Origin of the sequence: Kitasatospora sp. NPDC058965, assembly GCF_042741245.1 — a bacterium.
In the GTDB taxonomy this organism is placed as follows: domain Bacteria; phylum Actinomycetota; class Actinomycetes; order Streptomycetales; family Streptomycetaceae; genus Kitasatospora.
Genome location: NZ_JBHYKG010000049.1, coordinates 1 through 12856, shown reverse-complemented (window position 1 = coordinate 12856; position 12856 = coordinate 1). Strand labels below are relative to the sequence as shown.

Annotated in this window: 12 protein-coding genes; 6 read left to right on the top strand and 6 right to left on the bottom strand. The window is 72.2% G+C overall.

Annotation, left to right across the window (positions count from 1 at the left end):
- Nucleotides 1–73: 73 nt before the first annotated feature.
- Nucleotides 74–2383 carry a protein kinase gene (locus tag ACFW1A_RS11360; RefSeq protein ID WP_380407536.1) on the bottom strand — a complete coding sequence of 770 codons (2310 nt, stop codon included), beginning with the start codon at nt 2381–2383 and terminating at the stop codon, nt 74–76.
- 80 nt (nt 2384–2463) lie between these two features.
- On the opposite strand from ACFW1A_RS11360, the gene ACFW1A_RS11355 reads away from it, so the two are divergent.
- Nucleotides 2464–3159 carry a prepilin peptidase gene (locus tag ACFW1A_RS11355; protein WP_380407534.1) on the top strand — a complete coding sequence of 232 codons (696 nt, stop codon included), beginning with the start codon at nt 2464–2466 and terminating at the stop codon, nt 3157–3159.
- A 30-nt stretch (nt 3160–3189) separates the two neighbouring features.
- Here the strand turns inward: ACFW1A_RS11355 and ACFW1A_RS11350 are convergent, their stop codons facing one another.
- From ACFW1A_RS11350 to ACFW1A_RS11330, 5 genes are all read right to left on the bottom strand, one after another.
- Nucleotides 3190–4302 (bottom strand): alpha/beta hydrolase, encoded by a 1113-nt coding sequence (locus ACFW1A_RS11350; RefSeq protein ID WP_380407532.1) that lies wholly within the window; start codon nt 4300–4302, stop codon nt 3190–3192.
- A 52-nt stretch (nt 4303–4354) separates the two neighbouring features.
- Nucleotides 4355–6259 (bottom strand): NACHT domain-containing protein, encoded by a 1905-nt coding sequence (locus ACFW1A_RS11345; protein ID WP_380407530.1) that lies wholly within the window; start codon nt 6257–6259, stop codon nt 4355–4357.
- Between the two features lie 48 nt (nt 6260–6307).
- Nucleotides 6308–8206, bottom strand: coding sequence for an NACHT domain-containing protein (locus ACFW1A_RS11340; protein ID WP_380407528.1), 1899 nt, complete (start codon nt 8204–8206; stop codon nt 6308–6310).
- Nucleotides 8207–8447: 241 nt separating this feature from the next.
- Entirely contained in the window at nt 8448–8654 is a 207-nt protein-coding gene (locus ACFW1A_RS11335) for a hypothetical protein (RefSeq protein ID WP_380407526.1), read from the bottom strand.
- A 124-nt stretch (nt 8655–8778) separates the two neighbouring features.
- Nucleotides 8779–9039: a hypothetical protein gene (locus ACFW1A_RS11330; RefSeq protein ID WP_380407523.1), complete on the bottom strand. Its 261-nt coding sequence runs from the start codon at nt 9037–9039 to the stop codon at nt 8779–8781.
- 109 nt (nt 9040–9148) lie between these two features.
- On the opposite strand from ACFW1A_RS11330, the gene ACFW1A_RS11325 reads away from it, so the two are divergent.
- From ACFW1A_RS11325 to ACFW1A_RS11305, 5 genes are all read left to right on the top strand, one after another.
- Nucleotides 9149–9988 carry a helix-turn-helix transcriptional regulator gene (locus ACFW1A_RS11325; RefSeq protein ID WP_380407520.1) on the top strand — a complete coding sequence of 280 codons (840 nt, stop codon included), beginning with the start codon at nt 9149–9151 and terminating at the stop codon, nt 9986–9988.
- On the top strand, nt 9978–10184 hold the full coding sequence (locus ACFW1A_RS11320) for a DUF397 domain-containing protein (RefSeq protein ID WP_380407517.1): 207 nt from the start codon (nt 9978–9980) through the stop codon (nt 10182–10184). Before ACFW1A_RS11325 ends, ACFW1A_RS11320 begins: the two co-directional genes overlap by 11 nt.
- 19 nt (nt 10185–10203) lie before the next feature.
- Nucleotides 10204–10389 carry a DUF397 domain-containing protein gene (locus tag ACFW1A_RS11315; protein ID WP_380407514.1) on the top strand — a complete coding sequence of 62 codons (186 nt, stop codon included), beginning with the start codon at nt 10204–10206 and terminating at the stop codon, nt 10387–10389.
- Nucleotides 10390–10621: 232 nt separating this feature from the next.
- Nucleotides 10622–12004, top strand: coding sequence for a cysteine--tRNA ligase (cysS, locus tag ACFW1A_RS11310; RefSeq protein WP_380407512.1), 1383 nt, complete (start codon nt 10622–10624; stop codon nt 12002–12004).
- A 217-nt stretch (nt 12005–12221) separates the two neighbouring features.
- The gene (locus tag ACFW1A_RS11305; protein ID WP_380407509.1) at nt 12222–12809 is read left to right on the top strand and encodes a TetR/AcrR family transcriptional regulator; all 588 of its coding nucleotides are present in this window, start codon (nt 12222–12224) and stop codon (nt 12807–12809) included.
- The last annotated feature ends 47 nt before the right edge of the window (nt 12810–12856 follow it).

The window sequence follows — 12856 nt, the reverse complement described above, 5'->3', positions numbered from 1 at the left end:
CCCGTGCGGCCAGAGTGACGGTCGGTCAGGTCCCTACTCTGGTGGGCCGGGCGGCCGCTGGGAAGCCCTCCGGTCAGACCGGCGGCAGGCAGTACACCGTGGACTGGTAGAGCGCGAACAGGCGCTCGCCGTCCGTGGACAGGTACCAGTCGCCGTTGCTCTGCCCGTTCTTGAAGGTCCAGCGGACCTTGGCGTGCTTCACGTCCACCGCGTAGACGCCCTCGTCGTCGCTGCCCGGGACGAACAGGGTGTCGTGCACCAGGACCGGGGGCACCAGGCCGGAGGGAGTCCTGGGCAGTGCGCAGGTCCACTGCTGGGTGCCGTCCTTGGCGCTCCAGGCGGAGACCGAGGCGGAGCCGTCGCTGCCGTAGACCACTCCGCCGGTGGCCAGCACCGGGGAGAACATGCCGAGCCGCCCGGCCGGCCGCGGGATCTTCCACTGCTGCGCGCCGTCGCTCAGCCGCAGCGCCTGCAGGCCGGTCCCGTCCACCAGGCAGTACGCCTGGGTGTCGTCGGCGGCCGGCTGGAAGGCCGCGTCCGAGCCGGTGTTGGCGAACCAGACCTGGGCGCCGTCGGCGCCGCTGCGGGCCACCAGGTTCTTGTCGGCGTCGGTGTAGAACACGTTGCCGCCGGCCACCATCCCGGAGATGAAGACGGTGTCGGTGCCCTTCTTGCGCTCCTGGAACCAGGCCACCTGCTTGGTGTCCAGCGCGAAGGCCAGCACCCCGCTGGTGCTGGTGAAGCTGTCGTCCGTCAGGTCGGCGAGCAGGTAGAGGTGCTTGTCGTCCGCCCCGAGCAGCCGACTGGTCGTGATGGTGCGGTTGTCGCTGGCCTTGTCGACCGACTGCCAGTTCTGGGCACTGGACTTGAGGTCGTAGCCCACCGCGCCGCCGAGCGCGGCGACGTACACGTCGCTGCCGTGCGCGGCCATCTCGAGCGCCTGCACGTCCCGACGGGACCAGAGCTCGGACCCGTTGGTCGGGTCCAGCGCGACCAGCGCGTCCCCCGGGGGCAGCAGCACTCCGCCGATGTACTGGGCCGGGTTCAGGCCGAGCCGGCCCTTGGCCGCGTAGGTCCACAGCGGGGTGGGCGGCACGCCGTCGGGCCGGGTCGCGGTCGGGGCGGGCAGCGGGACGGCGCTGCGGGTGCCGGCGTCAGGCGAGGGCTTGGCACTGGTGGTGCCGGTTGCGACCGGCTTGCCGCCGCCGCCACCGCTCAGCGCCCAGCCGATGCCGCCGGCCGCGGCCAGCGCCAGCACCCCGCCGCCGGCCACCAGCAGGCCGCGTCGGGACGGCCCGGGCGCACCGCCCGCCGGCTGCACCGCGGTCGGCGCGGTGCCGGCCGCGGTGGCGCCGAGCTTCATGGTGCCGGGTTCGGGGGCCGCACCGCCGCCGCCCAGCAGCACGGTGCCCGGATCGGCCACCGCCCGCCCGTCGGTGGTGGTGGGGGAGTAGGCCGCCGGTGCGGCGGCGGACGCGGTGCGCTCGGGCGCCTCCATGTCCATCACCGCGGCCGCGTGCCGGGCCAGCGCGGAGGCCACCGGCGCGGGCAGCCAGCCGTCGCGCAGCAGCGACTGGGGCCCGTCGGGCGCCAGCATCGCGCTCAACTGCTCGGGGGTGGGCCGCCGGGCCGGGTCCTTGGCCAGGCAGGCGCCGACCGCCTCGCGCAGCGACGCGGGCAGCTCGCTCAGGTCCGCCTCGTCGTGGACCACCCGGTACAGCTGGGCGGCCGGGCCCGACTCGCTCTCGAACGGCCCGTGCCCGGCGGCCGCGTAGAGCAGCACCGAGCCGAGCGAGAAGACGTCGCTCGCGGGGGACATGGCCAGACCGGCCGCCTGCTCGGGCGACATGTAGCCGGGCGAGCCGACCACGATCCCGGTCCGGGTCATCTGGTCGCCGTCCAGCGCCCGGGCGATGCCGAAGTCGATCACCCGCGGACCGTCGGCGGCCAGCAGCACGTTGGAGGGCTTGAGGTCGCGGTGCACCAGGCCGGCCGCGTGCACCGCGCGCAGCGCCTGGGCCAGGCCGACGCCGAGTGCGCGGACCGAGTGCTCGGGCAGCGGGCCGTGCTCGGCCACCGCATCGGTCAGCGACGGGCCCAGCACGTAGGAGGTGGCCAACCAGGGCTGCGCGCCGGAGGTTTCGGCGTCCACCACGGGTGCGGTGTACGCGCCGTCCACCGCCCTGGCGGCGGCCACCTCGCGGCCGAACCGGGTCAGGAACTCCTGGTCCCCGGCCAGTTCGCCGCGGACCACCTTGACGGCGACGGTCCGTCCACCCGCGCTGCGGGCCAGGTACACCCGGCCCATGCCGCCGACGCCGAGGCGGGCGATGAGGCGGTACGGACCGATCGCCTCGGGATCTGTGGTGTCCAACGGCTCCATGTGGTTCCCCCTTTTGGTACGGAGCAAGCGAGCAGATCGTACGGGGCGTGGCCGCGCCCCGGCAGGGTAGAGGGGTATCCGTGATACCGGAGATCTTGGGCGCGCTCGGTGGGGCGGCGGTGGCGCCGGTGCTGCGCGGCGCGGTGGCGCGGTACGCGGTGGCGTCGGGGGAGGAGCTCGGGCGGTGCGGGTGCGGTCGGGTACCGCGCTGGCTGCCGCCGAGCGGGCGCTGCCCCGGCTGCGGCGAGCGGCTGCGGCCCGCGCCGCTGGCGGTCGAGGTGGTCGCGGTCGCGGTCGGGGCGGCGGTGGGCTCGGCGGTGGCCGGGCCGATCGGCCCCGCGCTGGTGTGGGTGGCGCTGTTCGGCGTGGTGCTCGCCTTCGTCGACCTGGCGGTGCACCGGCTGCCGGACGCGCTGACCCTGCCGCTGGGGGTGGGCACCGCCGTGCTCCTGGTGGCGGCCGCGCTGTGGGACCACCGGCCGCGGGCGCTGATCGGGTGCCTGGTGGCGGCCGGGGTGCTCTTCCTGCTGTACGGACTGCTGGCGCTGCTCGGGCCGATGGGCCTGGGGGACGTGAAGCTCGCGCCCACGCTGGCGGCGCTGCTCGCCTGGTACGGCTGGCGGGCCGTCTACCAGGGCGTGCTGGCCGGGTTCCTGCTGGCGGCGGTGTGGGGCGCGGTGCTGCTGGCCACCCGCCGGGCCGGCCGCAAGGACCCGCTGCCGTTCGGACCCTGCCTGCTGCTGGGCACCCTGGTGGGCGTGCTGGCGGGGGGCTGACCCGGGGTCGGCCCCCCGCCGGACGGTGCGTCAGGCCTTCAACTGCTGGGTGAGCCAGCTGAAGACGGTCGGCACCATCGGCTTCCAGGTGGAGGTCAGGTGCGGGCCGGTGGTCTCCACCGGGGTCACCGTGGTCGGCGCCTTGGCGGCCTTCTGCAGCGCCTGCGCGTCCTCCAGCCCGTCGCCCTTGCGGCCGGTCAGGTAGAGCGCGACGTCCGGCGGGGTCTGCGCGTGGGTCAGCATGTAGAGCGGGTTGCAGGTCTCGCGCAGGTGCGGGTCCTTGGCCGTCAGCGAGTCCGACTCGCCGTTCGGGTCGTTGTAGCCGGACATCGCGACCGCGGCCCGGAACCGGTTCGGGTGGGCGATCGCCAGCCGGGTGGCGCAGTGCGCGCCCGCCGAGTAGCCGGCCACTGCCCAGTGCTCGGCCGCCGGGTCCACCCGGAAGTTGTCCAGCACCATCTGCGGCACGTCCCGGGCGAGCCAGGTCTCCGCGTTGACCTTCCCCGGCACGTCGGCGCACCCGGTGTCGACGTGCCCCTGCAGCAGCGTCACCCGCGGCGAGACCAGGATGAACGGCGCCACCTGACCCGACTTCATCAGCGGTGCCAGCTGCTTGGACACGTCCATGCTGCCGAACCAGGCACTGGCCGACCCCGGGAAGCCGGCGAGCAGCTCGACCACCGGGAAGGTCTTGCCCTGGTAGGCCGGGTCGTCGTACTGCGGCGGGGTCCAGACCAGCACCTCGCCGTCCACCCCGGACAGGCGTCCCTTGAGCTGGGTCTGCTTCACGTCCTTGGGCACCAGGGGATCGTCCACCGCGTGCCACTGCTGGATCACCTTGGGCTGGTCCGGGCCGTTGCCGCCGCCGGGCCCGTTGTCGGTGGGCGGCGCGGCCACCGACCGCACGTGGCTGTCCGACCCGAACAGGTCACCCCAGGTCGCGTACAGCTGGTTGGCATCGTTGACCTGCACGAACACCATGAGCACCGCCGTCGCCTGGGCGAGCAGCACGAGGCCGAGCCGGCCGAGGAACTGCAGGCCCCGGGGCCCGCCCACCCGGCGCCACGCCGTCATCAGCAGCGCGATGGACAGCGGGACCAGCAGGACGGTCAGGATCATGAACGGGGTGCCCGTGAGTTTCATATGAGTAAGGAGTTGCGCAACTAACGATCGGTTGCACCTCGTCCCCACAAGATCAGGATTTTGTGCCCGCGAGGCGTTCGCGCAGCCGGGCGTGGCGGAACTGGTAGACGCTGCCCTCCTGGCGCAGGACGCCGCGGTGGTGGGCGTCGTCGAGGAAGCGCATCAGGCGGAAGGGGAGGTGGCCGGTGCAGGCGAGGCGCAGGCGGGTGACCTGGTAGGCGCCCCAGCGGGAGGAGGCCAGCGCCCAGCAGACCGAGCCGGTGACCAGTTGGCTGAAGTAGCTGCTCGGGTACCGGTGGTGCGGCGGCCAGGCGTAGGGCGACCCGAGTGAGTGGTCCAGCCACAGGTTGCCCGCGAACAGCACGACGGCCACCATCAGCGCCAGCACGAGGGGGCGACGGCGTTGCCGGGCCAGCAGGCCGGCCGGGCTGGCGGCCTCCGGACCGATCTGTCGGCGGTCCCAGAGCACCGTCAGTACGGCCGGGGGCAGCAGCAGTGCGACGGCCGCGCCGATCCGCAGGACCTGGGAGAGGTAGTGGCTGGCCGAGGAGTAGCTGACGACCGCCAGCAGGAGGACCCCGAACACCGTCCCTTGCAGGATCCCGATGATCGGCTCGCGCACCCTGAGCGGGCGGTCCTGCGCCTGTCGGCGTTGGTGGCCACCGACCCAGAGCGCCAACCCGATGATCAGCGCGGGGAACCCGATCGCCTTCAGCAGCGGAACGAGCGTCAGGTGCCGGTCCCCGATGAACACGTTCAGTGTCGCTGCGCAGAGCATGACGACCATGGCGACGGTCACCAGCGGCTGTCGGTTGCTCTCGCCGACGCCGTGGTCCAGCTCCAGGCGCCACCAGGCGAGTTCCGGGTTCTCCTGGCGCTCCAGAAGGCGTGCGAGGTAGGTCAGGTGGCGCTGGGCGCGGGCCGGCTTCCACTGGTGGCGTCGCCAGTGGGCGGCGTTGCGGTCGGTCGGTCCGGTGGGGAAGGCGGTCGGTACCACGGCGTCGAGCAGGTGCTGTTCGATCGCGGTTTGGGTCCGCAGGCCCTTGTCAGTGACGAGTTCGCCGGGGTCGCGGCCGCCGGCGGCGGCGTAGACGGTGCGGGTCAGGCCGAGCATCAGGGGGTCGGTGAGGGTGGTGGCCAGCGGGCCGCCGGGCTTGGCCTTGAGGTGGTTCAGGACGGGCTGCCAGCGGGCGGTGCGTTCGGGGGTGGCGGGGGCGAGCAGGTAGCTGCGGACGGCCTCCCGCTCCAGCGGCCGGGCCTCGACGACGGTGGCGTGTCCGAGGGCTTCGGCAGCCAGGTCCCGGTACTCCTTCCCCCGGCAGGTCAGGACGATCGGATCCCGGTCGGCCAGCGCCTGGTTGAGCTTCGCGAGGGCTGTGGCGCGGCGCGGTTCCGGGATCTCGTCCAGGCCGTCCAGGACGGGGAGGACCAGCCCCGCGTCCAACAGCTTCTCGGTCTTCCTGAGCCCACCCGGGTCCAACCTCAGGTACTCCTCGGCGAGGCGGCGGGCCAGCCACTGGGAGAGGTGTTCGGTCTCCGGGTCCCAGGAGCCGAGGGAGAGCAGGACGGGGACGGGTTGGCCCGGTTGGCGTCGTTGCAGCAGTCCGTGGAGCAGCAGGACGGCGGCGCTGGTCTTGCCGCAGCCGGCTTCGCCGAGCAGCACCAGCCGTCGCGGGGCGGGCAGGTCGAGGAAGCGGTCGGCGAAGGCGGCGGCGTCGCCGCCGGTGAGCCAGGTGGTGCCGTCGGGGGCCTGCCAGGTGATGGCCATCGGCGCCGGGCCGAACAGGCCGCGGACCTTGGCCTCGGCGGACCACTGGACGGCCACGGCACGAGCCAGTCGTTCCTCCGGCGCCTTCCGTCCGGCCCCGCCCGTGTGGATGACGACGGAGCCGTTGTGCACTCCGGACTGGAGCACGACCCCGGCGGCACCGGAGTTCTCGTTGCGGACCTCATGCATGGTGGGCCCGCCGTCCTGCCGTACCCGGGAGTGAGCAGGTCATGGGGATCACGACTCCTTCTCCGCCAGTCGCTCCCGCAGCCGGGCGTGGCGGAACTGGTAGGTGCTGCCCTCCTGGCGGAGCACGCCGCGGTGGTGGGCGTCGTCGAGGAAGCGCATCAGGCGGAAGGGGAGGCAGCCGGTGCAGGCGAGGCGGAGGCGGGTGACCTGGTAGGCGCCCCAGCGAGAGGAGGCCAGCGCCCAGCAGACCGAGCCGACCAGCAGCTGCGTGAAGTTGCCGGTCGGGTAGCGGTGGTGCGGCAGCCAGGAGTACGGCGGGCCGAGCAGACGGTCCAGGAGCAGGCTGCCGGGGATCAGCACCGTGGCCACCAGCAGTGCCAGCACGAGCGGGGGACGGCGTTGGCGGGCCAGCAGGCCGGCCGGTGTGGCGGCTTCGGGGCCGATCTGCCGACCGTCCCAGAGCACGGTCAGGACGGCCGGGGGCAGCACCATGGCGACGGTCAGGACCATCCGCAGGACGCGGGGCTGCAGGAGACCGGTGTGGTCCCCGAGCCCGGTCGTCACGGCCGCGAGCACGGCTCCCAGCGGCACCCCGATGAGCGGCTCGATCACCCTCGCCGGGGCGGACACGGCCCGCCGCCGCTGTCCGCCGCCCTTCCAGAGCGCGAACGCGGTGATCACCACCGGGAAGCCGACGATGTTCAACAGCGTGCCGATGCGCAGGTTGTGGCCGCTGACGAGGGTGCTCAGGACCGAGGCCGTCACGACGAGGGGCAGGACGACGGCCATCAGGGCCTGGCTGTTCTCGGCTCGGCGTCCGTCCAACTCCAGCCGCCACCAGGCCAGTTCCTGGCTCTGTAACCGCCCCAGGTGCTGCGCGAGGAACGCCAGGTGGCGCTTGGCCCGGGCCTCCCGCCACCGTCGCCGGCGCCAGTGGGCGGCGTTGCGGTCGCTCGGGCCGGTGGGGAAGGCGGTCGGTACCACGGCGTCGAGCAGGTGTTGTTCGATGGCGGGTTGGGTCCGCAGGCGCTTGTCGGTGACGAGTTCGGCGGGGTTGCGGCCGTGTTCGGCGGCGTAGACGGTGCGGGTCAGGCCGAGCATCAGGGGGTCGGTGAGGGTGCTGGCCAGCGGTCCGCCGGGTTTGACCATGAGGTGGTTCAGGACGGGCTGCCAGCGGGCGGTGCGTTCGGGGGTGGCGGGGGCGAGCAGGTAGCTGCGGACGGACTCGCGGTTCAGGGGCAGGGCCTCGATCACGGTGGCCCGCCCGAGTGCCTCGGTCGACAGCTTCTTGTACTCCTGCTTGCGGCAGGTCAGGACGATCGGGTCCTGGTCGGCCAGCGCCTGGTTGAGCTTCGCCAGGGCCTGGGTGCGGCGTCCTGCGGGGATCTCGTCGAGGCCGTCGAGGACGGGGAGGACCAGGTTGGCGTCCAGCAGCTTCCCGGCCTGCTGGAGCGCGCGTCGGCCGAGGACCGGGTACTCCTCGGCGAGGCGGCGGGCCAGCCACTGGGAGAGGTGTTCGGTCTCCGGGTCCCAGGAGCCGAGGGAGAGCAGGACGGGAACGGCCTGGCCCGGTCGTCGCCGGTTCAGCAACTCGTGCACGAGGAGGACGGCGGCGCTGGTCTTGCCGCAGCCGGGTTCGCCGAGCAGGACGAGGCGGCGGGGTGCGGGCAGGTCGAGGAAGCGGTCGGCGAAGGCGGCGGCGTCGCCGCCGGTCAGCCAGGGGCGGCGATCGGCGGTCTGCCAGGTGATCGCCATCGGCGCGGGCCCGAACAGGCCGCGCACCTTGGCCTCGGCGGACCACTGGGCAGCGACGGCACGGGCCAGCCGCTCGACGGGTGCGTTCCGGTCGGGCGCGTGCAGGTTGATGGTGAGCGGCCCGTGGGTCTCGCCGGCCTGGATCACGACCTGGGCGTTGCCCGAGTTGTGGTTGCGTATCTCGCGGTGCACGGCGGCCACTCTGCCGGGCGGGCAAAACGGGTGACAACTCGTCAGGAGCCGTTCCTGGTCCGGCCGCGTGTCGTGGCGGGCGCTCGATGGTCGCGGTCTCGAAGGTGCTTCGCCCACTCCGGAAACGGAAGCGGGGGTCGAGGCGGCGATCCGGCCATGATGTGCCCGATGGTGGGCGGCCGGTGGGGCGGCGCGCGGTCACCGGATGCAGAGGGGGCGCTTTCCGGTCGGGCGGGGGCGCTCAGGCGGGCTCGTGCACCTCACTGTGCGCCTCGTCGTGCGGCGGGCAGATCGGGCAGGCGCAGGGCGGCCACTCGCCGGTGAGGGGGCGGGTGTACGGCTCACCGAGGCGGACGGTCGCGCGGTGGAGCTGGATCCGGCGGCCGGTAGCGGTGATCCGGTAGACCTTCAGGGTCATCAGGCTCGGAGGGGGAGTGCGGTTGCGCATGGGGCGGTGCCTCAGTCAGGGGTGCAGACGGGACAGTTGGGCCAGCTGAGCGGACAGCCGGGAGGGGTGCGGCGGGCGCGGGCGAGGGCGGCGCGCAGCCGGCGGAGGAGAACCAGGAGGCAGATCAAATCGTGCTGCGCCTGCGAGAGTTGAGCCCGTCCTGGAGCAGGTCGGTGATCTTGTCGGCCGTCTCGCTGGTGACCCGGCCGAGGTCGATCAGGACGTCGCCGGTGAAGACGCCGGGCTGGTGGTCCACGCAGGCGGAGGGGAGGGTGATGCCGTCGAGGGCGAGGACGACTTTCAATTCCTCCAGGGCGGTGGTCGCTTCGGCGTGCCGGTGGGCGACGATGCGGGACAGGCGGGAGGCGTGGTTGCTCTCGGTCATCGAATGGTTCCCTTCTGTTGCCATTTCACCTCCAAGCATCGGCCGATGTGCTTACGATCGGAAGGAGTTCTAGCTTCCAGTTGCCCTCTGGGGATTCGAGGTAAGTGCTGTGAACCAGAAGAAGCTTGATCCACAGTCAGGTCCGTACGCGCCGTTCGGGATCCAACTGCGCAAGTTGCGCAACGAGAAGGCCTGGACCCAGAGCGAGCTGGGCCGGCGGATGGGGTACTCGGACACCCACGTCTCGGCCGTGGAAACGGCACTCAAATCCCCGAAGCTGGATTTCGCAAAGGCGGCCGACCGGGGACTGGAGTCCGGCAACCTGCTGGAGCTCATGTGGTGGTCGGCCCAGCACGCCAATGTGTTGGAGGGCTTCGCCGAACTCATGAACCTTGAGGCGCAGGCCATCTCGATGAGGGTGTTCGAGCTCAACATCGTCCCGAGCCTGTTCCAGACCCCTGCGTACATGCGGGCGTACCAGGATGCTCCGGTCCGGCGTGGCACTGTCCCGAAGGAGTTGGCCGATGAGCGTATGGAGATCCGGCTGGCCCGACAGCGTAGGTTGAATCGTGATCCAGCGCCGACGATCCATGCCGTACTCGACGAAGCCTGCCTGCGTCGACCGATCGGCGACGTTCCCACGATGATCGGTCAGCTTCGGTACCTTGAGGAGCTCTGCGAGCGTCCAGGGTTCACCATCCAGGTGGCACCCTTCGAGCTCGGTGAGAGCAGGCCGTTCGCTCACCCCGTAACCCTGTTGACACTCCCCGGGCGCTCCATGGTGGCCTATGGGGAGACACAGCGGCGCGGGTACCTGGAGCGGGACGCCGAAGCCGTCAGCGAGATCCTTCGGGATTACGACCACCTCCAGGTTGAGGCTCTTTCCAGGGCGGCTTCGCTCCGCTTCATCCGCAAGGTACGAGAGGACTTCGAGAGGCATGCACAGTGACCTGAACGGCGCCGTGTGGCGCAAGAGCTCGTACAGCCACGAGGCCGGCCAGTGCATCGAGATCGGCCACGCGCTGCCGGGCGCCAGCCCGGTCCGCGACTCAAAGGATCCCGAGGGCCCGGCCCTCATGTTCTCCGCCGAGGCGTTCGCCTCCTTCATTGCGGGCATCAAGGCCGGAGACCTTTCGCGGGCCTGACGATGAGGAGCGGTGGACCGTGTGGCGGAAGAGCTCGTACAGCCAACAAGGCGGCGAATGCATCGAGGTCGCTGACGGCTTCGTCGGCGCGACACCGGTCCGCGACTCCAAGGACCCCCACGGCCCGGTCCTCACCTTCCCGGACCGGGCCTTCGCCGCCTTCCTCGCCGCCCTCACGTCAGGCCGGCTTGTCGACCGTTCCTGAGTCCAGCGGGGCCCGGTGCTCCCGAGCCGGGCGCCGGCCGGTCAAGGACCGGGCCTTTCCAGAACGGGAAATCCGGTCCGCGCCCTGCTCGCCCATCACTGATGGTCCGTCAATCACTTTGTCCCACAAGAATCGCCACGAACTGTCGATGCTCCCGCAACACTCCGGCAGCACTGCCTCCCTACCCTCGACAAGCAGACGGTCACCGCACGCCGAGGAAGAAGAACCCGAGATGGCCATCCGCCTCTACAACACCCTGACCAAGCGCACGGAGGACTTCGTCCCCAGGACGCCCGGCGAGGTGCGGATGTTCGTCTGCGGTCCCACGGTCTACGGGCTCAGCCACGTCGGGCACGCCAAGACGTACACCCAGTTCGACTTCGTCGCCCGCTACCTCAAGCAGCGCGGCTTCAAGGTGACGTACGCGCAGAACCTGACCGACGTGGACGACAAGATCATCCGCAGGGCCGCCGAGCTTGGGGTCGATCCGCGGGCCCTCGCGGCCGAGTTCGAGCGGCACTACTTCGACGACATGGCGGCGCTGCACAACACCAACGTCGACGTGTTCGGCCGGGCGCACGACCACATCGACGAGGTGGTGAACCAGGTCCAGCGGTTGATCGCGCGCGGGCACGCGTACCGGCTGGACGACGGGTGGTACTTCGACCTCACCACGTTCCCCGGGTACGGGAAGCTCTCCGGGCGCACCGAGGTGCGGCCCGAGGACTCGCTGGCCCGGGTGGACGACAACGAGCGCAAGCGCAACCCGGGGGACTTCGCGCTGTGGAAGGCGCGCAAGCCCGGGGAGCCGTACTGGGAGACCCCGCTGGGGGAGGGGCGGCCCGGCTGGCACATCGAGGACACGGCGATCACCGAGGCGCTGTTCGGGCCGCAGTACGACCTGCACGGCGGTGCGGTGGACCTGGTCTTCCCGCACCACGAGGCCGAGATCGCCCAGTTGGAGGCCGCGTCCGGGACCGAGCCGCTGGCCCGGTACTGGATGCACACCGGTCTGCTGCGGGTGGACGGGGCGAAGATGTCCAAGAGCACCGGCAACTTCCTCACCGTCCGGGACCTGCTCCGGACCGCCGACTTCCGCACCCTGCGGTACGCCTTCCTCAGCCAGCACTACCGCTCCTCGCTGGAGCTGACCGGGGCCGCCCTCGACCAGGCCCGGGCGGCCCGCCGGCGGGTGGAGAACTTCGCCCGGCTGATCGACCGCGACCACGAGGAGAGCGCCGCCGGCGCGGAGCTGGTCCGGGCGGCCCGGGCGGCCGTGCACGAGCGGCTGGACGACGACCTCGACACACCCGGTGCGCTGGCGGCGCTCTTCGACTACGTCCGCGAGCAGAACCGGCGCGAGGAGCCGGCGGGCCTCGCCGCCCTGGCGCTGCTCACCGAGATCGACGACCTCTTCGACGCCTTCGTGCTGGACGACCGCGACCGGGACGCCGAGGTCGAGGCGCAGCTGGCCCGGCGTCGCGAGCTGCGGCAGGCCCGCAGGTTCGCGGAGGCCGATGCGATCCGCACCGCCCTGCGGGCCCGCGGGATCGCCATCGAGGACACCGCGGAGACGACCCGGTGGTGGTTCGCGGAGGAGGTGGCCCCCGCCTGAGCCGGGGTCACGGCCCGCCCGGGCCGGTGGCTCTCGCCGAGCGAAGGCCCCGCGAGCGGGGAAGCAGCGGGGCCTTCGCGGGTCGAGCGAGCTGCCGGCGGTGTCGGCCGGCAGCCACGAGACAGTGCGTCTCGTCTCGCGGCGTGATCATCCTTCCGGTACGACTGACTCGCTGTCAAGACGAGACAGACCGTCTCGCGTCGCTAGAATTCCCGGCATGAACGCGACCCCCAACCCCGAGCTGCGCAGCCAGCGTTCCCGCCGCGCGATCCTGGACGCGGCGCTGGAGCTGGCGGTCCGTGACGGGTACGCGCGGGTCACCGTGGACGCCATCGCGGCCGCGGCGGGCGTGGGCAAGCAGACCATCTACCGCTGGTGGCCGGGGAAGGCGTCGGTGCTGCTGGAAGCGCTGAACGACCGCACCGGGCCCGCACGGGACGTGCCGAACAGCGGCGACCTCGGCCGGGACCTCACCAGCGGGACGCAGGCCGTGGTGCGGCTGCTGGACTCCGGGCTCGGCACCGTCTGGCGCGCGCTGGTGGCGGAGGCGCAGACCGATCCCGGGCTGGCCGAGGAGCTGCGCGCCAGCTTCTTCGAGCCGCGGATGCAGCGCTGGCAGGCACGGCTCGACGCCGCCGTCGCGACGGGGGAGCTCCGCGCGGACGCCCCCACCCGGACCATGGTGGAGCACCTCTTCGGCCCGATCTACTACCGGCTGCTGCTGGGCACCGCCCCGCTCGACCCGGCGGACACGGCCCACGTGGAGTACTTCCTGAACGGCGTCCGGTCCCCCGACTGCCCCTGAGCGGAATCCGGTTGCGGGCGGCGCCGGGCCACCCACTAGGGTGGCCC